Annotated in this window: 26 protein-coding genes and 1 tRNA gene; 17 read left to right on the plus strand and 10 right to left on the minus strand. The window is 66.1% G+C overall.

What is annotated here, in order from left to right; genetic code table 11:
- Positions 1-9 precede the first annotated feature (9 nt).
- From pcaD to ABCN56_RS14805, 12 genes are all read left to right on the plus strand, one after another.
- A complete protein-coding gene (gene pcaD, locus ABCN56_RS14750; protein WP_343081590.1) occupies positions 10-798 on the plus strand; it encodes a 3-oxoadipate enol-lactonase in 789 nt (262 codons plus the stop codon).
- Positions 791-1,171 (plus strand): 4-carboxymuconolactone decarboxylase, encoded by a 381-nt coding sequence (pcaC, locus tag ABCN56_RS14755; RefSeq protein ID WP_343081591.1) that lies wholly within the window; start codon positions 791-793, stop codon positions 1,169-1,171. Before pcaD ends, pcaC begins: the two co-directional genes overlap by 8 nt.
- Positions 1,168-1,911, plus strand: coding sequence for a protocatechuate 3,4-dioxygenase subunit beta (gene pcaH, locus ABCN56_RS14760; RefSeq protein WP_343081592.1), 744 nt, complete (start codon positions 1,168-1,170; stop codon positions 1,909-1,911). The genes pcaC and pcaH overlap by 4 nt, the downstream gene beginning before the upstream one ends.
- A gap of 3 nt (positions 1,912-1,914) precedes the next feature.
- Entirely contained in the window at positions 1,915-2,607 is a 693-nt protein-coding gene (locus tag ABCN56_RS14765; protein ID WP_343081593.1) for a protocatechuate 3,4-dioxygenase subunit alpha, read from the plus strand.
- Positions 2,607-3,317: an alpha/beta fold hydrolase gene (locus tag ABCN56_RS14770; RefSeq protein ID WP_343081594.1), complete on the plus strand. Its 711-nt coding sequence runs from the start codon at positions 2,607-2,609 to the stop codon at positions 3,315-3,317. Before ABCN56_RS14765 ends, ABCN56_RS14770 begins: the two co-directional genes overlap by 1 nt.
- Positions 3,314-4,147 carry a 3-oxoadipate:acetyl-CoA acetyltransferase gene (locus ABCN56_RS14775; RefSeq protein WP_343081595.1) on the plus strand — a complete coding sequence of 278 codons (834 nt, stop codon included), beginning with the start codon at positions 3,314-3,316 and terminating at the stop codon, positions 4,145-4,147. Before ABCN56_RS14770 ends, ABCN56_RS14775 begins: the two co-directional genes overlap by 4 nt.
- A complete protein-coding gene (locus ABCN56_RS14780) occupies positions 4,147-5,475 on the plus strand; it encodes a class-II fumarase/aspartase family protein (RefSeq protein ID WP_343081596.1) in 1,329 nt (442 codons plus the stop codon). The genes ABCN56_RS14775 and ABCN56_RS14780 overlap by 1 nt, the downstream gene beginning before the upstream one ends.
- 112 nt (positions 5,476-5,587) lie before the next feature.
- The gene (locus tag ABCN56_RS14785; RefSeq protein WP_343081597.1) at positions 5,588-6,811 is read left to right on the plus strand and encodes a TCR/Tet family MFS transporter; all 1,224 of its coding nucleotides are present in this window, start codon (positions 5,588-5,590) and stop codon (positions 6,809-6,811) included.
- A 33-nt stretch (positions 6,812-6,844) separates the two neighbouring features.
- Entirely contained in the window at positions 6,845-7,927 is a 1,083-nt protein-coding gene (locus ABCN56_RS14790) for a zinc-binding dehydrogenase (RefSeq protein WP_343081598.1), read from the plus strand.
- Positions 7,928-7,999: 72 nt separating this feature from the next.
- Positions 8,000-9,235 carry a mandelate racemase/muconate lactonizing enzyme family protein gene (locus ABCN56_RS14795; RefSeq protein WP_343081599.1) on the plus strand — a complete coding sequence of 412 codons (1,236 nt, stop codon included), beginning with the start codon at positions 8,000-8,002 and terminating at the stop codon, positions 9,233-9,235.
- Positions 9,236-9,348: 113 nt separating this feature from the next.
- Complete coding sequence (locus ABCN56_RS14800) at positions 9,349-10,023, plus strand: exopolysaccharide biosynthesis protein (protein WP_343081600.1); 675 nt, start codon at positions 9,349-9,351, stop codon at positions 10,021-10,023.
- Between the two features lie 290 nt (positions 10,024-10,313).
- A complete protein-coding gene (locus tag ABCN56_RS14805) occupies positions 10,314-12,242 on the plus strand; it encodes an elongation factor G (protein ID WP_343081965.1) in 1,929 nt (642 codons plus the stop codon).
- 31 nt (positions 12,243-12,273) lie between these two features.
- On the opposite strand, the gene ABCN56_RS14810 is transcribed toward ABCN56_RS14805, so the two are convergent.
- From ABCN56_RS14810 to ABCN56_RS14820, 3 genes are all read right to left on the minus strand, one after another.
- Positions 12,274-12,350 (minus strand) — tRNA-Arg (locus ABCN56_RS14810).
- A 104-nt stretch (positions 12,351-12,454) separates the two neighbouring features.
- Positions 12,455-12,913 (minus strand): GNAT family N-acetyltransferase, encoded by a 459-nt coding sequence (locus ABCN56_RS14815; RefSeq protein WP_425466112.1) that lies wholly within the window; start codon positions 12,911-12,913, stop codon positions 12,455-12,457.
- The gene (locus tag ABCN56_RS14820; protein WP_343081601.1) at positions 12,913-13,224 is read right to left on the minus strand and encodes an ETC complex I subunit; all 312 of its coding nucleotides are present in this window, start codon (positions 13,222-13,224) and stop codon (positions 12,913-12,915) included. Before ABCN56_RS14820 ends, ABCN56_RS14815 begins: the two co-directional genes overlap by 1 nt.
- Before the next feature lie 591 nt (positions 13,225-13,815).
- On the opposite strand from ABCN56_RS14820, the gene uvrB reads away from it, so the two are divergent.
- From uvrB to ABCN56_RS14840, 4 genes are all read left to right on the plus strand, one after another.
- Positions 13,816-15,996: an excinuclease ABC subunit UvrB gene (gene uvrB / locus ABCN56_RS14825; protein ID WP_343081602.1), complete on the plus strand. Its 2,181-nt coding sequence runs from the start codon at positions 13,816-13,818 to the stop codon at positions 15,994-15,996.
- A gap of 49 nt (positions 15,997-16,045) precedes the next feature.
- Positions 16,046-16,387: a hypothetical protein gene (locus ABCN56_RS14830; protein WP_343081603.1), complete on the plus strand. Its 342-nt coding sequence runs from the start codon at positions 16,046-16,048 to the stop codon at positions 16,385-16,387.
- Between the two features lie 260 nt (positions 16,388-16,647).
- Positions 16,648-16,857 carry a DUF2905 domain-containing protein gene (locus ABCN56_RS14835; RefSeq protein ID WP_343081604.1) on the plus strand — a complete coding sequence of 70 codons (210 nt, stop codon included), beginning with the start codon at positions 16,648-16,650 and terminating at the stop codon, positions 16,855-16,857.
- Positions 16,858-16,861: 4 nt separating this feature from the next.
- Complete coding sequence (locus tag ABCN56_RS14840; protein ID WP_343081605.1) at positions 16,862-17,149, plus strand: DUF3175 domain-containing protein; 288 nt, start codon at positions 16,862-16,864, stop codon at positions 17,147-17,149.
- Positions 17,150-17,161: 12 nt separating this feature from the next.
- Here ABCN56_RS14840 and ABCN56_RS14845 read toward each other — a convergent pair whose 3' ends face one another.
- The 3 genes from ABCN56_RS14845 to ABCN56_RS14855 form a co-directional block, all read right to left on the minus strand.
- Positions 17,162-17,422 carry a GlsB/YeaQ/YmgE family stress response membrane protein gene (locus ABCN56_RS14845; protein ID WP_343081606.1) on the minus strand — a complete coding sequence of 87 codons (261 nt, stop codon included), beginning with the start codon at positions 17,420-17,422 and terminating at the stop codon, positions 17,162-17,164.
- An 83-nt stretch (positions 17,423-17,505) separates the two neighbouring features.
- On the minus strand, positions 17,506-17,826 hold the full coding sequence (locus tag ABCN56_RS14850) for an antibiotic biosynthesis monooxygenase family protein (RefSeq protein WP_343081607.1): 321 nt from the start codon (positions 17,824-17,826) through the stop codon (positions 17,506-17,508).
- A gap of 75 nt (positions 17,827-17,901) precedes the next feature.
- Positions 17,902-18,225, minus strand: coding sequence for a TFIIB-type zinc ribbon-containing protein (locus tag ABCN56_RS14855; protein WP_343081967.1), 324 nt, complete (start codon positions 18,223-18,225; stop codon positions 17,902-17,904).
- 122 nt (positions 18,226-18,347) lie between these two features.
- Between ABCN56_RS14855 and ABCN56_RS14860 the strand changes: the two genes are divergently transcribed.
- Positions 18,348-18,539 (plus strand): hypothetical protein, encoded by a 192-nt coding sequence (locus tag ABCN56_RS14860; protein ID WP_343081608.1) that lies wholly within the window; start codon positions 18,348-18,350, stop codon positions 18,537-18,539.
- A gap of 38 nt (positions 18,540-18,577) precedes the next feature.
- On the opposite strand, the gene parA is transcribed toward ABCN56_RS14860, so the two are convergent.
- From parA to ABCN56_RS14880, 4 genes are all read right to left on the minus strand, one after another.
- A complete protein-coding gene (parA, locus tag ABCN56_RS14865) occupies positions 18,578-19,207 on the minus strand; it encodes a ParA family partition ATPase (RefSeq protein ID WP_343081609.1) in 630 nt (209 codons plus the stop codon).
- Positions 19,208-19,291: 84 nt separating this feature from the next.
- Entirely contained in the window at positions 19,292-20,602 is a 1,311-nt protein-coding gene (locus tag ABCN56_RS14870) for a TRAP transporter large permease (RefSeq protein ID WP_343081610.1), read from the minus strand.
- Positions 20,599-21,177, minus strand: coding sequence for a TRAP transporter small permease (locus ABCN56_RS14875; RefSeq protein WP_343081611.1), 579 nt, complete (start codon positions 21,175-21,177; stop codon positions 20,599-20,601). The genes ABCN56_RS14870 and ABCN56_RS14875 overlap by 4 nt, the downstream gene beginning before the upstream one ends.
- Before the next feature lie 88 nt (positions 21,178-21,265).
- A complete protein-coding gene (locus ABCN56_RS14880) occupies positions 21,266-22,303 on the minus strand; it encodes a TRAP transporter substrate-binding protein (protein WP_343081612.1) in 1,038 nt (345 codons plus the stop codon).
- Positions 22,304-22,405 lie beyond the last annotated feature (102 nt).

A 22,405-nucleotide genomic window follows, 5' to 3' on the forward strand; every position in this document is an offset into this window, starting at 1 on the left:
GGCGAAAGAATGCAGATCTGCGACCTGGACGACCTGAAGATCCATTACCGTGAAGATGGCGACCCCAACGGCGCGCCAGTCGTCTTCGCGAACTCGCTCGGTACGGATCTGCGCCTGTGGGACAAGGTCATCCCCCTCTTGCCGCAGTCCCTGCGACTGATCCGCTACGACAAGCGCGGCCACGGGCTTTCCTCCTGTCCGCCCGGCCCCTACAGCATGGGTTCCCTTGTCCGCGACGCCGAACGGTTCATGGATGCGCTAGACGTCCGCGATGCCGTGTTCGCCGGGATATCCATCGGCGGCCTCATCGCGCAGGGGCTCGCGGTGAAGCGGCTCGACCAGATCCGCGCGCTGGTGCTGTCGAACACCGCCGCAAAGATCGGCACCACCGAGATGTGGAACCAGCGCATCGCCTTGATCCGCGCGGGCGGGATCGAGTCCATCGCCGACCCGACGATGGAGCGCTGGTTCTCGAAGTCCTTCCGCGCCACGGCGGAGCTTCACGGCTGGCGCGCCATGCTCACTCGCCAGCCGGTCGAGGGCTACATGGGTTGCTGCGCCGCGATCGCGGGCACGGACCTCATCACCCCGACCTCGGGCCTCGCGCTCCCCACGCTCGCCATCGCTGGATCGGAGGACGGCTCCACGCCCCCCGACCTCGTGCGCGAGACGGCGGAACTCATCAAGGGCTCCCGCTTCCACCTGATCCGCGGGGCGGGACACCTTCCTTGCGTGGAGAAGCCCGAGGAATATGCCCGCGTCCTCGGCAATTTCCTCAAGGAGACCGGCCATGTCTGAACGATACAAGACCGGCATGCAGACCCGCCGCCGCGTCCTCGGCGACGAACACGTGGATCGCGCCGAGGCGAACAAGACGCCGCTCGACGCGCCGTTCCAGGACCTCATCACCGAGGCTGCCTGGGGCCATGTCTGGTCGCGCGACCGCATCACGCCGCGGGAACGCTCGATGCTGACCATCGCGCTTCTGGCCGCGCTGGGGAATTTCGAGGAACTCGCCATGCATATCCGCGCGACGGCGAATACCGGCGCGACGCGCGAGGACGTCATGGAGGCGCTCCTGCACGTCGCCATCTACGCGGGCGTTCCCCGCGCCAATCACGCGGTGAAGATCGCCAAGGAAACCTTCGATGCCATGGAGGCTGCCAAATGACCCATCCAAGCTCAAGGCCGGACGGAGAATTCTACCAGCGTGACAGGCTGTGGCACCCGCCCGCCTTCACGAAGGACTACAAGACCTCGGTGGCGCGGTCGCCGCAGTATTCGCTCATCTCGCTCCAGAACTCGGTCAGCGAGATCACCGGCCCGGTCTTTGGCCACAACGACATCGACCCCTTGGACAACGACCTGATCCTGAACTACGCCAAGCCCGGCGAGATGCCGATCGGCGAGCGGATCATCGTACATGGCCGGGTGCTGGACGAGAACGCACGCCCCGTCCCCAACACGCTGGTCGAGATCTGGCAGGCGAACGCGGGCGGCCGCTACCGGCACAAGAAGGACACCTACCTCGCGCCGATCGACCCGAACTTCGGCGGCTGCGGAAGGACGCTCACGGACGAGAACGGCTATTATTACTTCCGAACGGTCAAACCCGGCGCATACCCGTGGCGGAACTGGGTGAACAACTGGCGCCCGGCGCATATCCACGTCTCGGTCTTCGGCACCGCCTTCGCCCAGCGCCTCATCACCCAGATGTATTTCGAGGGCGACCCCCTGATCCCGCAATGCCCGATCGTTCAGACGATCCCGGATCCCCGCGCGATCGAGCAGCTCGTCGCCGCGCTCGACATGAACGCGACGATCCCGCTCGACACGATCGCCTACAAGTTCGACATCGTCCTGCGCGGGCGCCGCTCGACGCTGTTCGAAAACCGCCTGGAGGGGAACTGAGCCATGCCGCAGAAACTTCACTACCTCAAGGAAACCCCCTCTCAGACGGCCGGGCCCTACGTCCACATCGGCCTCGCGCCCGGGGCGGCCGGGTTCAATATCTACAAGCAGGAACTCGGCTGGGACATCGCCGGCCCGAACGCCAAGGGCGAACGCATCCGCGTCGAGGGTGTCGTCATCGACGGCACCGGCAGCCCGATAAAGGACGTTCTGCTGGAGGCATGGCAGGCCAATGCCGACGGCATCTATGCCCATCCGGAACACAAGGGTGAGGTCGAGGAAGGCTTTCGCGGCTGGGGCCGCGTCATCACCAACTTCGAAACCGGAGAATGGGGCTTCGACACGATCAAGCCGGGTCCGGTTCCCGCGCGCCGGCCGCTCGGCGGCGAAGTCCGTCCCGCTGCCCAGGAAGAAATGGCCGATGCCTACGGCCGGGGTCACGCCGGTCTGCGGGCGATGGCGCCGCACATCAACCTCTGGATCGTTGCGCGCGGCATCAACATCGGGCTGAACACCCGTATCTATTTCAGCGACGAGGAAGAGGCCAACGCCAATGACCCGGTGCTGAACCTGATCGAGTGGGAACGCCGCCGCAAGACGCTGATCGCGAAGCGGACCGAGAGGGACGGCAAGGCCGTCTACCGCTTCGACATCAAGCTCCAGGGCGAAGACGAAACGGTTTTCTTCGACATCTGATGGCGCGATTTCTCCTTGTTCACGGCTCCTGCCACGGCGCCTGGTGCTGGCGCGACGTGGTGCCGATCCTCGAACGCGCGGGGCACGAAGCCCGCGCCATCGACCTCCCCGGCCACGGGGACGACACGACCCCGGCTGCCGAGGTCACGCTTGACCTATACGCCCGCGCGATACTCGCCGCGATCGACGAACCTGTCGTCCTCGTCGGTCATTCGATGGCCGGCTACCCGATCACACTCGCCGCCCAGATGGCGCCCGAGAAGATCGACCGCCTCGTCTACCTCTGCGCCTACGTGCCGAAACCGGGCCTCTCCCTCGCCGACATGCGCCGCGCGGGACCAAGGCAACCCCTTCTCCCCGCAATCGAGACGGCGCCCGACGGCGTCACCTTCCGGTTCCGCCCCGATATGGTCGGCGAGAAGCTCTACCACGACTGCCCCGAAGGCACCGTGGACTTCGCCAACGCCCATCTCTGCCCCCAGCCTATTACCCCTCAGGCGACCCCGATCGCAGAGCTGGACCGCTGGAACGGCGTGCGAAAACACTACATCCTCTGCGAGGACGATCAGGCGATCCCGCCCGAATACCAGGCAAAGATGACGCAGGATTGGCCGGAGGGCACCGTGACGCGCCTGCCCACCTCGCACTCCCCCTTCTTCGCCGCGCCCGCTAAACTCGCCGAAAGACTGATGGAGATAGCCACGACATGACCAATCCCTGCATTATCTGCGTCGCCATCACCGGATCGGTTCCGACCAAGGAAAACAACCCGGCCGTCCCGATCACCATCGAAGAACAGGTCGAGTCGACGCACGCCTCGTTCGAGGCAGGGGCCAGCATCGCCCATTGCCATGTCCGCGACGACGAGGGCAAACCCACCTCCGACCCCGAGCGGTTCGCACGCCTGAAGGAGGGGATCGAGAAGCACTGCCCCGGCATGATCGTGCAACTCTCCACCGGCGGCCGCTCCGGCGCCGGGACCGCGCGCGGCGGCATGCTGCCTCTCCGCCCCGACATGGCCTCCCTTTCCGTGGGCTCGAACAACTTCCCCACGCGCGTCTACGAGAACCCGCCGGACCTCGTGGACTGGCTCGCCTCCGAGATGGTCAAGTATGACGTGAAGCCGGAAATCGAGGCCTTCGACCTCTCGCACATCGTGCAGGCGGCCCGGATGGCAGATGACGGTCGGCTCAAGCGGCCGCTCTACGTGCAGTTCGTGATGGGCGTGAAGAACGCGATGCCCGCCGACAAGCCGATCTTCGATTTCTACATCGAGACGCTGAAGCGGCTGTCGCCCGACGCGCTCTGGTGCGCGGCCGGTGTCGGGCCGAACCAGATCGTCGTGAACGAATGGTCCATCGCGGCGGGCGGCCATACCCGCACCGGCCTCGAGGACAACATGCGCCTGGACAAGAACACGCTCGCGCCCTCGAATGCCGCCCTCGTCGCCCGTGCGGCGGAACTTTGCGAGAAATACGAACGCCCCGTCGCCACCTGGCAGCAGGCACGCCAGTTGCTCGGGCTCAGGATGCCTGCCTGATGCCCGCCTCTGCCCTCGACAGCGCGATCTACCGCGACCTCTTCGGCGATCCCGAGATCGGGAAACTCTTTTCGGACACCGCCGAGATCCGCGCCATGCTTCTTGTCGAGGGCGCACTGGCCGAGGCGCAGGGCAAGGCCGGGCTCATCCCCGAAACCGCCGCCGCCCATATCCGCCGCGCCTCGATGGAGGTGCAGGTGGACCCTGCGGCGCTGACTTCCGAAACGGGCGAGAACGGCGTTCCCGTCCCGGGCCTCGTCAGCGCCTTCCGCAAGGCCATGGGCGCGCCGGAGCATGGCCAATACGTGCACTGGGGCGCCACGAGCCAGGACATCTGCGATACCGCACTCACGCTCCGCCTGCGGCAGGTCCTGTCGATCTGCCGCGCCCGCCTCGTTGCGGCGCTCCATTCCCTCGCCACCCTAGCCGAGGAACACGCCGATACCCCGATGGCCGCCCGCACCTACGGCCAGGTCGCCGTCCCCACAAGCTTCGGCGCAGTTGCGGCAAGCTGGGGAACACCGCTCCTGCGCGCGGTCGAGCGGCTCGAGGAAATCGAACCGAGCCTGCTCTGCGTCTCGCTCTCCGGCGCCGCGGGTACGCTTTCCGTCATGGGCGACAAGGGTCCCGAGATCCGCGCGGCACTCGCCAGGTCCCTCAGCCTCAACGACCCCGGCGGCAGCTGGCACTCGACCCGAGACCGCGTCGCCGAACTCGCCGCCTGGGCCACGCTCACCGCCACGAGCCTCGGCAAGATGGGCGAGGACCTCCTGCTTCTTGCCCAATCCGGCATTGGCGAGGTGACCCTTGGCAAGGGCGGCGCCTCCTCCACGATGCCGCAGAAAAAGAACCCGGTCGGCCCCTCCGTGGTGGTGGCGCTCGCCCGGCACATCGCGGGCCTCAACGCGACGCTCCAGGACGCCGGCCTCCACCGCCAGCAGCGCGACGGCGCTGCCTGGTTCACCGAATGGCTCACACTCCCCGGCCTCTGCATCGCGCTCGGCCGCGCCCTGAGCCTGGGCCAGGAACTGGCGGAGACGATCTCACCTGTCCCCGAAGCCATGCTCCGAAACCTCGACGACGGCACCGGCCTCATCCACGCCGAGGCGCTCACCTTCGCCCTCGCCGCCACGATGCCCCGCCCCGAGGCCGCCCAGCGCGTGAAGGCGCTCGCGACCGAGGCCCGCACGACTGGCACACATCTTGCCTCCCTCGCAGAGCGCGACTTCCCCGGTTCCGACTGGCGCAGCACGCTCTCGCCTCAGGCGCAACTCGGACAGGCGCCCGCCGAAGCCCGCGCTTTCGCGGCCGCCGCCAAGGCGATCTGAACGCATCGGGAATTCAATTCGCAGCCGCGCATCGAATATCCGCGCTGCGTCTCCCGGCAGGCTTCCCCCCGAGCAGCCCCAAGGCTAACGTCGCAGCGCCGCAGCCCGCGGCGTGCAAACCCCGATGCCCCACAAGTCCGCCCGCCTGTTCATCCTGCTCACGGTGATGCTCGATTCGATCGGTGTCGGGCTGATCTTCCCCGTCATGCCCGACCTGATCGAGGACGTAACCGGCGGCGACCTTTCGCAGGCCGCTCTCTGGGGCGGACTTCTGGCCACATCCTTCGCGGTCATGCAGTTCCTCTTCGGCCCGATCGTCGGCAATCTCTCGGACCGCTTTGGCCGCCGCCCGGTGATGCTGACGGCGCTCGCCGTGATGGCCGCCGACTACGTCGTCATGGCCCTCGCTGGGTCCGTCTGGCTTCTGCTCGCCGGACGGATCGTCGCGGGGCTGACGGCCGCCACCCATGCCACCGCCTCGGCCTACATGGCCGACATCTCGCCCCCCGGAGAGCGCGCTCGCAATTTCGGCCTCATCGGCGCCGCCTTCGGCGCCGGCTTCATCCTCGGCCCGCTCCTCGGCGGCCTCCTGGCCAGCTTCGGCCTCCGCGCACCCTTCTGGGCCGCCGCCGCGATGGCCGGCGCGAACCTTGTCTTCGGCGCCCTCGTCCTTCCGGAATCCGTGACTGACCGCATCCGCCGCCCCTTCTCCTGGGCACGCGCGAACCCTCTGTCCTCCTTCCGGGCCATCGGCCGCCTGCCCGGCCTCGGCCGGTTCCTCGCGCTGCACACGCTCTACACGCTGGCCTTCTTCGTCTACCCCGCGATATGGGCCTATTACGGCAAGGCCCGTTTCGGCTGGGACGCAAGCGTCATCGGCTTCTCGCTCGCGCTCTTCGGCATTTCCCTCATCGCCGTGCAGGGCATGGGCGTCGCGCCCGCGATCCGGCACTGGGGAGAACGGAAGACCACCCTCGTCGGCTTCCTGATCGAGGTCGGAACCCTCATCTTCTACGGCTTCGTCACTTCAGGCTTCTGGGCGCTTGTCGTAACGCCCCTCTCTGCCGCATCCGGGATCGCCGGACCCGCCTTGCAGGCGATGATGTCGAACCTCACCCCCAACGATCAGCAGGGGGAGCTTCAGGGCGTTCTCTCCTCTCTCGCCGCGCTCGCTTCCGGCCTCTCGCCGATCCTCATGACGGGGGTGTTCTTCGCCTTCACACGCCCGGGCGCAACAGTCTACGCTCCGGGCGCTCCATTCCTGCTTGCGGCTTTCCTGATGGTCGTTTGCGTCATACTCCTTGTCGCGCGACCGCGCGCCGCCGCTCATGCCTGACCACTAGCCTCGATACCTGAAAGGGAGGAGAACATGTCCAAGATCCGCGCCGCCGTGTGCCACGAATTCGGAAAACCCCTCGTGATCGAGGAAGTCGAACTGCGCGCCCCCGAGGCCGGCGAGGTGGAGGTCACGCTCTCCGCCTGCGCGATCTGCTTCTCCGACATCTCCTATCTCGACGGAGGCTGGGGCGGCACGCTTCCGGCCGTCTACGGGCACGAGGCATCGGGCCACATCTCGGCCATCGGCCCCGGCGTCACCGGCCACAAGCTGGGCGACCCCGTCATCGTGACGCTCCTGCGTTCCTGCGGCACCTGCCCGACCTGCGGCACGGGGCACCCGTCGCGCTGCGAAACGCCCTATGACCGCGACCACGGCCCGCTGAAAACAGTAGACGGCGGCATCCTCCATCACGGCCTGAAGACCGGCGCCTTCGCCGAGAAGGCCGTTGTCCATGCGTCCCAGATCGCGCCCCTTCCCGAAGGCATCCCGATGGACGCCGCCTCGCTCCTCTCCTGCGGAGTCATCACTGGCGTCGGCGCCGTCGTGAACACGGGTCAGGTCCGTCCCGGCGAGGTCGTCGTGGTGATCGGCGCCGGCGGCGTCGGCCTCAACGCGATCCAGGGCGCCCGAATCGCCGGAGCCTCCCGCATCATCGCGGTCGACATGACCGAGGCGAAGCTCGCCGCCGCGAAGGAGTTCGGCGCGACCGACGGCGTTCTGGCGACCGAGGAAAAACCCTGGTCGATGGCCCGAGACATCGCCGGACGCGGCGCCGACGCCGTCTTCGTGACGGTCGGCGCGATTCCCGCCTTCGACACCGCGCCCCGCTTCCTCGCCCCCGGCGGACGGATGGTCATGGTCGGCATGCCCCATTCCGGCGCCATGTCTACCTACGAACCAGTCATCATCGCGGCGCTCGCACAGTCGATGATCGGATCGGTGATGGGCGACACCGTCCTGGCCCGCGACATCCGCTGGATGGTCGACCTCTACCAGCAGGACCGCCTCAAACTGGATGAACTCATCTCCGGCCGCTGGAGCCTCGATCAGATAAACGAAGCGATCGCCGACACGCGCTCCGGCGCTGCCCGCAGGAACGTCATCGTCTTCTAGGACCCACCCTCCGACCTCAGATATCGTCGGGGGCATATGGCCCCCGGCCTTCCCCCCACAGGAGCCCCGAACATGCGCCTCAAGGATCTCGAAATCTTCGTCGTCGCGCCGCCGGCTCCCGGCTGGGGCGGCCGCTACTGGATCTTCCCGAAGATCACTACCGACGACGGCATCACGGGCTACGGCGAATGCTACGCCTCGACCGTGGGCCCGAAGGCGATGGCGGCCGTGATCGAGGACGTCTTCGCCCGCCACATGGCCGGCGAAAGCCCCGAGAACGTCGAACTCATGTTCCGCCGCGCCTATTCCTCGGGCTTCACCCAGCGGCCCGATCCCACCGTCATGGGCGCCTTCTCGGGCCTCGAGATTGCCTGCTGGGACATCATCGGCAAGGCCAGGAACCGGCCCGTCTGGGCCCTCCTCGGCGGCAGGATGAACGAACGGCTCCGCTCCTACACATACCTCTATCCCGAGCCGGGAAAGGAAACGGCGGAGTTCTGGGTGGACCCCGACATGGCTGCGGAGGCCGCGTTGCGCTTCGTGAACCTCGGCTTCACCGCGCTGAAGTTCGACCCCGCCGGCCCCTACACGATCCGCGGAGGCCACGATCCGGCGATGTCCGACATCACGCGCTCGGCCGCCTTCTGCAAGGTGATCCGCGAGGCGGTGGGCGACCGCGCCGACCTTCTCTTCGGCACGCACGGCCAGTTCAATGTTGCGGGCGCCGTCAGGCTGGCCCAGGCGATCGAACCCTACGGGCCCCTCTGGTACGAAGAGCCGATCCCGCCCGACAACCTTCTCGACTTCGCCGAAGTCCAGAAGGCTGTCCGCATCCCCGTCGCCACGGGCGAACGCTTCACCACCAAGGCCGAATTCGCGACCGTGCTGCGCACCGGTGGCGCGCGTATCCTGCAACCCGCACTCGGCCGCGCCGGCGGCATCTGGGAGGGCAAGAAGATCGCGGTTCTTGCCGAGTGCTTCACCGCGCAGCTCGCCCCCCACCTCTACGCCGGGCCCGTCGAATGGGCCGCGAACATCCACGTCGGCACATCGATCCCGAACCTTCTCATGGTCGAGACGATCGAGACCGGCGGCGCCTTCCACATGAAGCTCATCCGCAATTCGATCCGCTGGGAAGAGGGCTACGTCATCCCGCCCGAGGGCCCGGGCCTCGGCATCGACTTCGACGAGGAACTTGCCCGCGCCCATCCCTACACCGGCGCGCGCCTGCACCTCGAAATGCAGGAAGCCCCTTGCGACTACTCGCGCCCCAATCGCTTCGAAGGCGGCGCGCCGTCGAGCGAATAGGCGAGACCGGCAAGGCCCCGCCGGTGCCCGCCCCGCCCTATTGACGCGGAGCGGGCGAAGAACCATGTCTTGCGCTCGGCCGGTGAGACCCCGGCCCCGCCGCGAAGGACGGCATGATCGTGAGTCCCCTCGACGCCCCCTCCCCTGAACCGAGTTTCGAAACGGCCGGCACCGAGGAATCCTCGGTCTTCACCCACCCGAAGCCGCTTTCCGCCGTTCTCCTGGAAGCCGCGACGCAACCCGGCGAGCGGATCACGCTTGGTGAACTCGTCGCCAGCCTCTCCTCGCGCGGCTTCGCGCCGCTGATCCTGCTGATGGGGATCCTGAACGTCGTCACGATCATCCCCGGTTCATCGACCGTGATGGGCCTGCCGCTCGTCTTCATGGGGATCGCGGTGATCCTGAACTCCCGCCGCCTCTGGCTGCCGTCCCGGCTTTCAGAAAAGTCCTTCGACCGCGCCCTCCTTTTGCGGGCCGTCCTGAAGGCCCGGCCCTGGCTCGAACGGATCGAACGCCTCGCGCGCCCCCGCTTCTGGCCCAAGGGTGGCTGGGTCCTCGACCGCGCCTACGGGATCATCGTGCTCTGCTTCGCGCTTATGATCACGCTGCCAATCGCCTTCGGGAACACGATGCCCGCGATCTCGATCATCCTGCTGTCGCTCGGGTTCGCCGCGCGCGACGGGCTCTGGGTGGCCGGCGGCCTCGTGGCGGGTTCGGTCGCGGTCGGCATCCTGATGGGCCTCGCCGCCGCGGTCGCCTTCGCCGGCACCAGCCTGCTCGGCGGCTAGGGTCCGAAATCGGTCCCCCCTGCAGGGGGCAACGCAGATGCTTCCGCAACGTCAAGTTCCCGCGGATCGGTGTACGATCGGCGTAATGGCTTGACCCGGATAGGTTCTGTGCGAAGAATCTCCCCAATGCCGATGCCTCCGGCGCCCGGACGTCGTGCCGGAGAGAAAATCCCATCGGACCGAGGCAGGGCCCATACACAAGTCGCCCGCGCCGGCTGAAGCCGCCGCGCCAGACCTTTCTTGCAGCGGAAATGCAGTTCGCGCTCGATGCGCCGAGGGAGGATATCGCGATGAGAGTTCTGTCGGTCCTGGGGCCGTCACAATCGGGGAAGACGACGCTCGTCGAGGCGATGGCGGGGCTCGAGGAGAGCCACGAGAAGCCCCTCGACATCGAGGGCGTTGCCAGCGCCCGGAAATTCCGCTTCATGGATGAGGACTGGGCCGCGTTCGACATCGTGGGCGGGGCGGACAACCTCGCCCAACTCGGCCCCGCGCTTGCCGCGAGCGACGCGGCGGTGCTCTGCGTGCCAGCGGACGCCGAAGCCGCCGTTCTGTGCGCGCCCTATCTCCGGATCATCGAGGAGGCAGGCATTCCCTGCATCCTCTTCATCAACCGCATCGACGCGGCCACCCACCGCGTGAGCGAGATCGTCTCGGCGCTGCAGACCTACTGCGCGCACCACATCGTGCTGCGCCAGGTTCCCCTCCGCGATGGGGACCGGGTCGTGGGGGCCGTGGACCTCATTTCCGAACGTGCTTGGGAATACCACGAGGGCCGTCCCTCCACCCTGATCGAGATACCCGAAAGCATGCAGAGCCGGGAACGGGAAGCACGCACTGAACTACTGGAAGCCTATGCCGACTTCGACGACTCGATGCTGGAGGAGCTGATCGAGGACAAGGAGCCGATGGCCGAAGAGGTCTACGAGGTCGCGGCCCGCGTTCTCCAGCATCACGACATGGTGCCCGCGCTTCTCGGCTCGGCGCTCCACCGCAATGGCATCACGCGGCTGATGAAGGCGCTCCGGCACGAGGCGCCGGGGGTCGAAGTGGCCTGCGAAAGGCTTGGCGCGCGGGGTGGCGTCGTCGCGGTTGGGGGCCTTGCCGACGTTGTGAAGCATCTCGGCAAGACCGTGCTGGTCCGCTGCCTTGATGGAGAGGTCAGCGCCGGGTCACCGCTCGGCGGCGAATCCGTCGGCAGCATCACGGACATGAACGGCAAGACGCAGATCGCGTCGCTGAAAGCCGGCGAGATCGGACTGACCGTCAAGACCGACCACCTGAACCTCGGGCAGTTCTACACGAAGGATGGCGGCACCGTGCTGCCCGGCTGGGCACAGCCGCGCCCGCCCGCCTTTCGCCGGATCGTGACGCCCCAGAACGAGCGTGACGAGGCGCGGCTTTCCACCGCGCTCGAACGCCTGCGGGAAATCGACCCCGGTCTGTCCGTCGAACAGGACGAACAGAGCGGCCACGCGGTTCTCGGGACGCAAGGTCCGCTGCATCTGCGCCGGCTGATCCAGAAGCTCACGGAGGGTTTCGGGATCGAGGTCGAACAGTCGAACGTCCTCCCCGCACTGCGCGAGACGGTCACGAAGCCCGTCGAGAACCATCACCGCCACCGCAAGCAGTCGGGCGGAGCTGGCCAGTTCGCGGACGTCCTGATCGAACTCAGGCCGGAGCCGCGCGGATCGGGCTTCCGCTTCGAGGAGCAGATCAAGGGCGGCGCCGTCCCCCGCAACTACATCCCGGCTGTCGAGGCGGGAGCAAGGGATGCGCTTCTGCAGGGGCCTGGCGGGTTCCCCGTGACGGACGTCAGCGTCGTGCTGAAGGACGGCAAGCACCACGCCGTAGACAGTTCCGACTTCGCGTTCCGAACGGCCGGAAAGAACGCCGTGAGGGAGGCCCTCGCCCAGGCACGGCCGGTCATACTCCAGCCGATCATGCGCACGCAGATCCACGTTCCCTCGATCTTCGCGGGCGGCCTCGTGCCGATCGTGAGTTCCCTCAAGGGGCAGGTCCTCGGTTTCGAGAACAACCCGGACGCGGCGGGGTGGGATATCTTCAACACGCTCCTGCCGATCGCCGCGCAGGATGACCTTTTCAACGCGCTCGGCAGCGCCACGCGCGGGACGGCGTGGTTCACATCGGAGTTCGACCATTACCAGGAGGCGCGCGCGGACGAACTGGCCGGGCTACAGGCGGCACGAACCGCCTAGACGGGCTGGAACGGTGACCAGAGGGAGAAACTGGCGACCCCGGAAGGACTCGAACCCTCAACCTGCTGATTAGAAGTCAGCTGCTCTATCCAGTTGAGCTACGGGGCCGCGCGAGTTGCCTTTTGCGCCAGACCCGACCGCCGATCAAGCCCCCGCGGCATGCAGGCATTCAAAGCCGTGAAAAAACCTCGCAACGCGAGCCTGCGACGGGCTCAGAGCGCACGCGTCATGAAAACGCTGTTCGGGTCTTCGACGTAGCCTTCGAACGGCCCGCATTCCGCGAAGCCTGCCTTCACGTATAGCGCCCGCGCGGCCGAGAAGCCCGGCTGCACCCCGGTTTCGAGGCTCACCCTCGCGATCCCCGCCTGCCGCGCTTCGGCAAGAAGATGGTCCAGCATCGCCTGCGCAAGCCCACGGCCGCGCTCCTCCGCCAGGATATGCATGGACTTGATCTCGGCGTGATCCGGCGAGAGCCGCTTGAAAGCGCCCATGCCGATCGCGCGCCCATCGTCACGCATCACGTAGAAGAAGATCTCTGGCGCGGCGAGCCTGCCCGCATCAAGCATGTGGATGCTTTCGGGCGGCGTCTCGGCATGCATGGCCTCGGTGTGACGCTCCATCAGGAGCGCGAGGTCGGGCGAAAGCGGGCTCTCGCGCCGGATCGAGATCATCAATGCGTCCAGGGGCTGCGCCGGTCGGTCGCGAAATTCTCGCCATAGCCACGCGCCCGGACGTTCGGCTTGCGGGCATGGGGCGCGACCACGACATAGTCGAGCCCGCGTTCCTTGGCGTAGTCCTCCGCCGCTTCCCGCGTCGGGAAGCGCAGCCGAACCTGCGTCTGCGTATCCGCCGAGCTGGTCCAGCCCATCAGAGGATCGACCTCGCGCGCCGAGGCCGGGGCGAATTCCAGAACCCAGTCCTTCGTCTTCGCTGTTCCCGACTGCATCGCGTTCTTTGCAGGCTGGTAGATGCGCGCGCGCATGGAAGACCCTTTCGGCTGTGAGCGTCTTCTTATCGGGAAACTTGCCGGATTCCGCAAGCCCCGATGGCAACGGCGCGGCGGCTGCCGACCAGAGCATGGGGAGCGAGGGGTGGGTGGGTGTAGCGCTGGCCGGCAGCCGATTGCTGCTTGCCGACAAAGCCTACGCGCGGATCGGGCCGCCTGCAACGAATTTCTGCAACCTTGACGTGTATTGACTCTCACGATTACTCTTCTTTTTTGACGACCCGCGAGAGAAACTTGTCGCGAAGATGCCGATGACCGCTCCAAATGCCGCACTGCTTCAGTACGAGGCAGGTGAAGCAGTCGATACCGGTACCTGGCTTGAGATCCAGTCCGCGTTGCTCCAGCCGGCGCTCCTGAATGTTGCAGGCGGGCTGTTCTGCCCCGTCGGGGCAGGCAGCTCCATTTTTCCCGAGCCCCCGGGGCCAGAGTTCCGCAAGCTGCTTCGCGTTGCGATCGGAGCGAAAGCGCTCGCGCAAACTACACCGGCCCAACCGCCGGAGGAGGGACGAGGCAGCTTGAACCGGAACAAAAAGCGATCATGTTAAGGGGCTGACAAGGAATCGACCCATGCCCCACAACAACACGAACGCGCCCAGCGCCCGCCCGGACGTCCTGACCCGCCCGAAGCTCGAGGGGGGAAGGCGGTTCGTGATGCAGACCGAGTTCCAGCCCGCCGGCGACCAGCCCACCGCGATCGCGGAACTGACTGCGGGGATCGAGGCGGAGGAGAGGAGCCAGGTCCTCCTCGGCGCCACGGGCACCGGGAAGACCTTCACCATGGCCAAGGTGATCGAGGCGACGCAGCGCCCGGCGATCATACTTGCCCCCAACAAGACGCTCGCCGCGCAGCTCTATGGCGAGTTCAAGGGCTTCTTCCCCGACAACGCGGTGGAATACTTCGTCAGCTACTACGATTATTACCAGCCCGAAGCCTACGTGCCCCGGACCGACACCTATATCGAGAAGGAATCGCAGATCAACGAACAGATCGACCGGATGCGCCACTCGGCCACCCGGGCGCTTCTGGAACGCGACGACGTCATCATCGTCGCCTCTGTCTCCTGCATCTACGGCATCGGCTCGGTCGAGACCTACTCGGCCATGACCCAGGACCTCGAGGTCGGCAAGCTCTATGACCAGCGCAAGTTCCTCGCCGACCTCGTTGCACAGCAATACCGCCGCCTCGACGCGGCCTTCCAGCGCGGCGCCTTCCGCGTCCGGGGCGACGTGGTGGAGCTCTGGCCTGCCCACCTCGAGGACCGCGCCTGGCGCTTCTCGTTCTTCGGCGAGGATCTGGAGGCGATCACCGAGTTCGACCCGCTGACCGGAGCCAAGACCGACAGCTTCGAACGCATCCGCATCTATGCGAACTCGCACTACGTCACGCCGCGCCCGACGCTTCAACAGGCGATCAAGGGCATCCGCGTCGAACTCGCCCAGCGCCTGAAGCAGCTGACGGACGAGGGCAAGCTTCTGGAGGCGCAGCGCCTCGAACAGCGCACCAACTTCGACCTCGAGATGCTGGAAGCGACCGGCTCCTGCGCGGGGATCGAGAACTACTCGCGCTACCTGACCGGCCGCGCGCCCGGTGAGCCGCCCCCCACGCTCTTCGAGTTCATCCCCGACAACGCCATCGTCTTCGCAGACGAAAGCCACGTCTCCGTCCCGCAGATCGGCGGCATGTACCGGGGCGACTTCCGGCGGAAGTTCACGCTGGCCGAACACGGCTTCCGGCTGCCCTCCTGCACCGACAACCGGCCGCTGAAGTTCGAGGAATGGGACGCGATGCGCCCGCAATCCGTCTTCGTCTCCGCCACCCCGGCGGCGTGGGAACTGGAACAGACCGGCGGCGTCTTCACCGAACAGGTCATCCGCCCCACCGGCCTCCTCGACCCGGAGGTCGAGATCCGCCCCGTCTCGATGCAGGTGGACGACCTCCTGGACGAGGTCCGCAAGGTCGCCGCCAAGGGCTACCGCACGCTTGTCACCACGCTGACGAAACGCATGGCCGAGGACCTGACGGAATACATGCACGAACAGGGCATCCGCGTCCGCTACATGCATTCCGACATCGATACGATCGAGCGGATCGAGATCCTGCGCGACCTCCGCCTCGGCGCCTTCGACGTGCTCGTCGGCATCAACCTCCTGCGCGAGGGCCTCGACATCCCCGAATGCGGCCTCGTCGCGATCCTCGACGCCGACAAGGAAGGGTTCCTGCGGTCCGAAACCTCCCTGATCCAGACCATCGGCCGCGCCGCGCGGAACGCCGAGGGCCGCGTCATCATGTATGCCGACCGCATCACCGGAAGCATGGAACGCGCGCTGCGCGAGACCGAACGCCGCCGCGAGAAGCAGATGGCCTACAACCAAGCCCACGGCATCACCCCCGCGACCGTCAAGAAGAACGTCGAGGACGTTCTGGCCGGCCTCTGGCAGGGCGACACCGACATGTCCCGCGTCACCGCAAAGGTCGAGAAACCCATGCACGGCGCGAACCTCGAGGCGCACCTCGACGGTCTCCGCACCAAGATGCGCAAGGCCGCCGAGAACCTCGAATTCGAAGAGGCCGCGAGGCTCCGCGACGAGATCAAGCGTCTGGAAACCGTGGACCTCGTGCTGTCCGACGATCCCCTTGCGCGCCAGTCGGCCGTGGAGGAAGCCGTCGAGGCCGCGACGAAGGCGAGCGGACGATCGACGGCGGGCCGGGCCGGGCAGAGGGGTGGCAGATCAAGAGGAAAGCGTTGACCGCCCGCAACCCCTGGATGATTTAGCTGATTACTTCTTGGAGTAGGGAATGCAGAGAACCGGAGGCATTCTGGCCATCATCGCGGGCGTCTTCGGTCTGCTTGCGGCAATAGTCACTGTTGGAATGAGCAACCCTGGCGGCGCACTCGAGGCTGAGGGCGCCAGGGTGGTCATAGGCATCGGCAGGGCCGGTGCGCTATTTTCATCTCTGTGCATAATTCTTGGCGCGATTGTAGTTAGAGCGAAAGGCCGTGTTCCGGCATTCCTGCTAATGTTTGCTGCCATCGGCGGCGCCGTCTTTGGCGGCACTCTCGTGGCTGTTCCCATGCTGCTTGCCTTTGTTGGCGGAATCCTGGGCTTGTTCATTAGCCGAGAGAAGACAGACGCCTGACGCAGAAATGCGCGCCCTTTTCAGATTGGCGATCGGGTTCGCTATTGTTGGTGGTGTCTTCGTGTTTGGGCTTTTGGCTTGGGTAGTCTTGTCCTCGTTCACAAGAATTACCGCGCCGTGAATTTTGCTACCGCTCCATTTGGCGGGATCGGTTGCCACGTTCCGCCCCTTGGACCGACTGCCTCCCTCCGTCGTGCTGATCCCCGGCCAGCCACACGCACAGACTTCCCTCACCCCCCTTCCCGCCCTACCCTTCCCCCATGTCCCGCTTCCTGATCCTCCTCGGGCTGATCCTGATCCTCGCGGGCCTTCTCTGGGGGCCGCTCAGCCGCCTTGGCCTCGGCCGCCTGCCCGGCGACATCGTGATCGAGCGGGACAACTTCCGCCTCTACATCCCGATCACCACCTCGATCCTGATCTCGGTCGTCCTCACCGCCGTGATCGCGCTGATCCGCTTCCTCGGGCGATAGACCCATGCCCGCCGAGCCGCAGAAGAAATGGTCCCGTCACGTCACCGAGACGAGCCGCGCGCTGTCGCTCGAACCCGGCGTCTTCACCTGGGACGACCCCAAGCGGATCGCCGCCTCGCTGAAGCGGGCGGCGGAGGAAAGCACGGCCCGGAAGGGCACGCCACTGCAGTCCGCCATGTCGATGCTGAACTTCTACATCAACCGAGCCGGGCGGAACCTCGACCCGGAGCAGAGGGCGGTTCTGGAGCGGGCGAAGCGGGAGCTTCGCAAGCTCTACGGCCGCCCCGCCTGAACCGTTCCGCCGTCAGACCGACTTCGCCAGCCGGATCAGGACGAGGAGGATCACCGCGCCGGCGGTGGCATGGAGGATCGCGGTGAAAACCCCGCCTCCGGCCCCGAGCCCGAGCCTCGGCAACAGGAAGCCCGCGATCACGGCGCCGACGACCCCGACCACGATGTTCCCGAGAAGCCCGAAGCCGGAGCCCTTCACCATCAGCCCGGCCAGCCATCCCGCGATGGCGCCCACGATCAGTATCGCGATCAGACTACCTAGCCCCATGCTCATCTCCCTTCTCCCCTTCCCGCCGCGAAAGGTCCGCGGTCACACGTCGCCGGCGCCCGTTCACCGAAGGGCGCCCTTTGCATGTCTTACCCCAGGACCTCGACGACCTCGTACATCACCGGCTCGAACCGCGAGCAGAGCGCCGCGATACGGCGGTTGCGCTCCCGCATCTCGGGCGTGCGCAGCATCGCCTGGAAATCCTCCCGCCGCCGCCACTTGGAATAGTTGGCGATCCGGGTCTGGGCATCGTTCACGTGCAGTCCGGCCCCGATGAAACCCGGCTGATGGCAGATGAAATTCCGGTAGGCATCGGTGAGTTCGTCGAGGAGGTCCTGGCAGGTTCCGGGCGTCATCTCGAAGGTGGTGATGACGGTCTGTCCTTCGAAGTCGGCGGAAATGGTGGGCATGGCTTCCTCCTGTTCCATGTTGGAATCCTAGCAGAAAATCCGCCCGCCGCGAATGCCGCCGACCGTCTGCGCACGTCAGAAGTCGAAGATCTCGCTCAGGAAGCTCTTATAGCGCTTCCCGCGCTTGCCGGAGCGATAATCGTCCTCGTCATCGTCGTCGTCATCGTCATCGTCCTTGTAACGCCGACCCTTGTCCTTCCGGTCGCGCCGTTCCTCGCGCGCCGGACGCGGCGGCTCCTCGAGAGCGACCGGCGCGGACTGGGAGATCGCGGCCCGGTCGATGATCTTGTCGAGCTCGCCCCGGTCCAGCCAGACGCCGCGGCAATTCGGGCAATAGTCGATCTCGACCCCGTGGCGTTCGGTCATCTCCAGTTCCGAATTGTCGATCGGGCATCTCATGTTCATTTGCTCCCCAGTTCTGTCCTGTGGTGCAGAGATCGGCATCGTCCGCGTTCCCGGCAAGGGCTTGCGGCGGAAGGTCGCCACTTGCCGCGTTGCGGCAGGCTGGCTACGTTCCGGGGATGAAGCTCATCGACCCTTCCGATCCTTTCTTCCGTCCGGTCTGGCGCCGCTGGGCCGTGGTTCTGGTGCCGGGCATCTGGGCCTGCTTCGAGTTCGCGTCGGGCAGTCCGGGCTGGGGGATCATTTTCGGCGGCGCGGCGGCCTACGCCTACTGGGCGCTCATCCTCACCGCACCACGCGACCCCGAGTGAGGGATGCGCCGATCGCATGCCTGAGATTGAGGCAGCCCTCAGAGAAGTGTCGTGACCTCGGCCGCGAGTGCCTCGATCTCGGCCGCCGCAGGGCCACGGCGGGCGGCTTCCAGAACACCCTGCCCGGTCCCCAGCGTCTCGGCATAGGCGACGCGGTTGGCAAGCATCGATGCGGCAAGTTGCGCCTCAAGTGCGCCGGCCGCCTCCGCGACCTCTGCGGCAAGCCGGGTGCCGGCCTTCACCCGATTCAGGACCACCGTGGCGAGTTTTCCTTCCCGCCGGGCGAGGTCGAGGACTCCGTCCGTCGCCCAGAGATCGACATGGCTCGACGCGACGGGAATGAGCACGAGGTCAGCCTCCCGCAGCGCCGGCCGCAGGTCGGAATCCACCTTGGGCGGCGTATCGATCAGAACGACATCGGCCGCGCGCCGCAGCTTCTCGCATTCGTAGGACACGCCCCAGGCGGATGAGGTGGAAAATTCCATCCCCGCGTCGCCGTAGTGTTCCCGCCGCGCCATGAACCAGCGCCCCAGAGAACCCTGCGGATCGGTGTCCAGAAGCGCGACGCTCTGCCCCTGGCGGGCATAGGCGACGGCGAGGTTCGCGGCGAGCGTCGTCTTGCCCGACCCGCCTTTCTGCTGAGCGACAACGATGATCTTGCCTGACATCGCCGATTCCTCGCGCTGCGACTGCATTGCTGCGATGCAGCATAGCGCCCCTACATGGGCTTGGCCAGCGCAATCGAGGCTGCGCTACAGCAGGAACAGCGTGATCGAGGGGAAGATCACCAGAAGCGAAACCCGGATGATGTCCGAGGCGATGAAATAGGTCACCGCGCCATAGGTCGCCGAGATCGGCGTCTCGCGGTCCATCGAGTTGATGACGAACAGGTTCATCCCCACCGGAGGCGTTATGAGCCCGACCTCGACCACGATCAGCACGAGGATACCGAACCAGATCGCGAGATGTTCAGGCGAAAGGCCGAAATCGAGCTGTGAGACGACCGGGAAGAAGATCGGGATCGTCAGAAGGATCATCGACAGCGAGTCCATCAGGCAGCCGAGGACCAGGTAGAAGACCAGGATCATCACGAGAACGAGCCATGGGCTGAAGCCCTGCCCAACAACCCATTCGGACAACTCCTGCGGGACCTGGCTGAGCGCCAGGAACGAATTGTAGAGCCCCGCGCCGAGGACGATGAAGAAGATCATCGCGGTCGATTGCGCCGTGGACAGGATGCTGCCGATGAAGGTCCGCCACGTGAGCCCGCCGTTCAGGAGCGCGATGAGCCCCGTTCCCGCCGCCCCGACCGAGGCGCCCTCGGTCGGCGTGAACCAGCCAAGGTAGATGCCTCCCACGACGAGGATGAACACCAGCAGAACGGGCCAGACATCGACGAGCGCACGGAGTCTTTCGCCATAGGGCACCCTCTCGCGCGTGCCCGCCGAACCGGGGTGCAGCCGGACATAGATCGAGACGGTGATCATGTATCCGATCGCGGCCAGGACACCCGGAACGAAGGCGGCGAGGAACAGTTTGGCGATGTTCTGCTCCGTCAGGATGGCATAGATCACGAGAACGACGGAGGGCGGGATGAGGATCCCGAGCGTCCCCCCGGCCGCCAGCGTCGCCGTGGAGAACCCGCCCGAATAGCCGTAACGGCGCAATTCCGGCAACGCGACCTGGCTCATCGTCGCGGCCGTGGCGAGCGAGGATCCGCAGATCGCTCCGAACCCGGCGCAGGCCCCGACCGCCGCCATCGCGACGCCGCCCTTCCGATGGCCAAGCCAGCTTTCGGCGGCCTTGAAAAGGGCCTTGCTCATGCCGCCCAGCGTCGCGAACTGCCCCATCAGGAGGAACATCGGGATGATCGACAGCGAGTAGCTCGAGAAGGTCGAATAGGCTTCGGACTTGAGTTTCGAAAGCACCATGTTCGTGCCGCCCGTGGCATAGGTCAGCCCGACCATACCGCACAGCAGCATCGCGAGCCCGATGGGCGCGCGCAGGAAGATCATCAGGAGAAGGACCGGGAAGGACCAGAGCCCGAGTTCGAGGTTGCTCAATGTGCGCTCCCCCCACTGGCCGGAAGCACCTCGCGGCCAATGATCAGTCCGTGCGCCCGCTCCCATGCCGTGTAGACGCCCACGAGGGCCGCGATCACCGAGGCGACGAAACTCGCGGCATAGGCCCACCAGATCGGGAATTGCAGAAGGAATGTCGTCTCACCGTTCCGGACCTTGCCGATCATCCCCTCGAAAAGCCGCCAGGAAATCAGGATGAGCGTGAGCGCGAAGAGCAGTTCCCAGAAGGCCATGATCGCACGGTTCAGACGCTCGGACAGGTAGGAGGTGAAGACATCGACGGTCGCGTGCCCCTGCCTCAGCTGGCACCAGGGCAGGAAGGCGAAGACCGAAAAGGCGATCCCCGCCTCGACGATCTCGAAGTCGCCCTTCACTGGGCCAAGGCGGGTGAAGGCCTCCGCGATGCCCGGTGCGATGCCGTTCAGGAAATCCGAATGGCCGAAGGTATTGCCGCCACGCCCGAGCACGCTGACGCAGGTGAGAAGAATGAGAACCGTCAGGACGATGCCACCGAGGATCGCCAGGATGCGGGCCAGCCAGAACACGATTCTCTGCATGGGTAACCCCTCCGCTGACACCCCGCCGTCGCGACGTGCCTTGTGCCGAACCGGCGGCGCAAACGGCGCCGCCGGCTGTGTTACGGCCTCAGTTGGAGTACTTGGCGATCGCTGCCTGCGCCTTCTCGATCAGCGCGTCGGCGTCGATGCCCTGTCCGTTGATTTCGGCCTTCCAGGTATCGACCACCGGTGCCGCCGCGGTCTTCCACTCGTCGATCTGCTCGGGCGTCAGCTCGATGATGTTGTTGCCCCGTTCGACAGCGATCGCGCGCGCCGGCGCATCGGCGTCCTGCATGGTCTTGCCGGCGAAGGCCGACAGTTCCATCCCGGAGTTGTCATCGATCACCTTCTTCAGGTCGTCCGGCAGACCGTCATAGACACCCTTGTTCATCGCGAACACGAAGGACGTCGTGTAGAGCGACGCGCCCGGCATCTCGGTGTGGTTGCCCACGAGTTCCGCCACCTTCAACGCGCTCGTCACCTCCCACGGGATCACGGTCGCGTCGATCACGCCCTTGGAAAGCGCTTCCGGCACCGCCGGAACGGGCATCCCGACCGGGGTCGCGCCCAGAGCCTCGAACAGCATGTTCGTCGTCCGCGTCGGCGCCCGCAGCTTCACGCCGTTCAGGTCGGCGACCGAAGCGATCGGAGCCTTCGAGTGGATCAGGCCCGGACCGTGGACCCAGACGGCCAGCATGTGGACGTCCTTGTAGTCCGTGTCCTTCATGTCGCTCTCGAAGAGCTCCCAGTAGGCGCGAGAGGTGGCCTCGGCTTCGGTCATCATGAACGGAAGCTCGAACACTTCGGCGCGCGGGAAGCGGCCGGGCGTGTAGCCCGCGACGGTCCAGACGATGTCGGCCACGCCGTCGACAACCTGGTCGTAAAGCTCGTTCGGCTTCCCGCCGAGCTGCATCGAAGGATAGCGCTCGATCTTGATGCGCCCGCCCGAATCCGCCTCGACCTTGTCGGCCCAGACGTCGAGCACGAGCCGCGGCACGCTCGCCTGCGCCGGCAGGAACTGGTGCAGCTTCAGCGTGACTTCCTGTGCTGCGGCGGGCACAGCGCCGAGCGCGCTCATCGCAAGCGCTCCCGCCAGCCCGAGTATCGTTCTGCGCTTCATTGTCATTCTGTGTCTCCTCCCTGAATGCTCTCTTTCCATGGCGATCTCCGCGTCGCCTATCCCGTATTTGATTGCCTTGGCAATCGGTTGTCCATCCCCCTCGACCAT

The sequence above is a fragment of the Ostreiculturibacter nitratireducens genome (genome assembly GCF_032670585.1).
Taxonomy (GTDB): domain Bacteria; phylum Pseudomonadota; class Alphaproteobacteria; order Rhodobacterales; family Rhodobacteraceae; genus Ostreiculturibacter; species Ostreiculturibacter nitratireducens.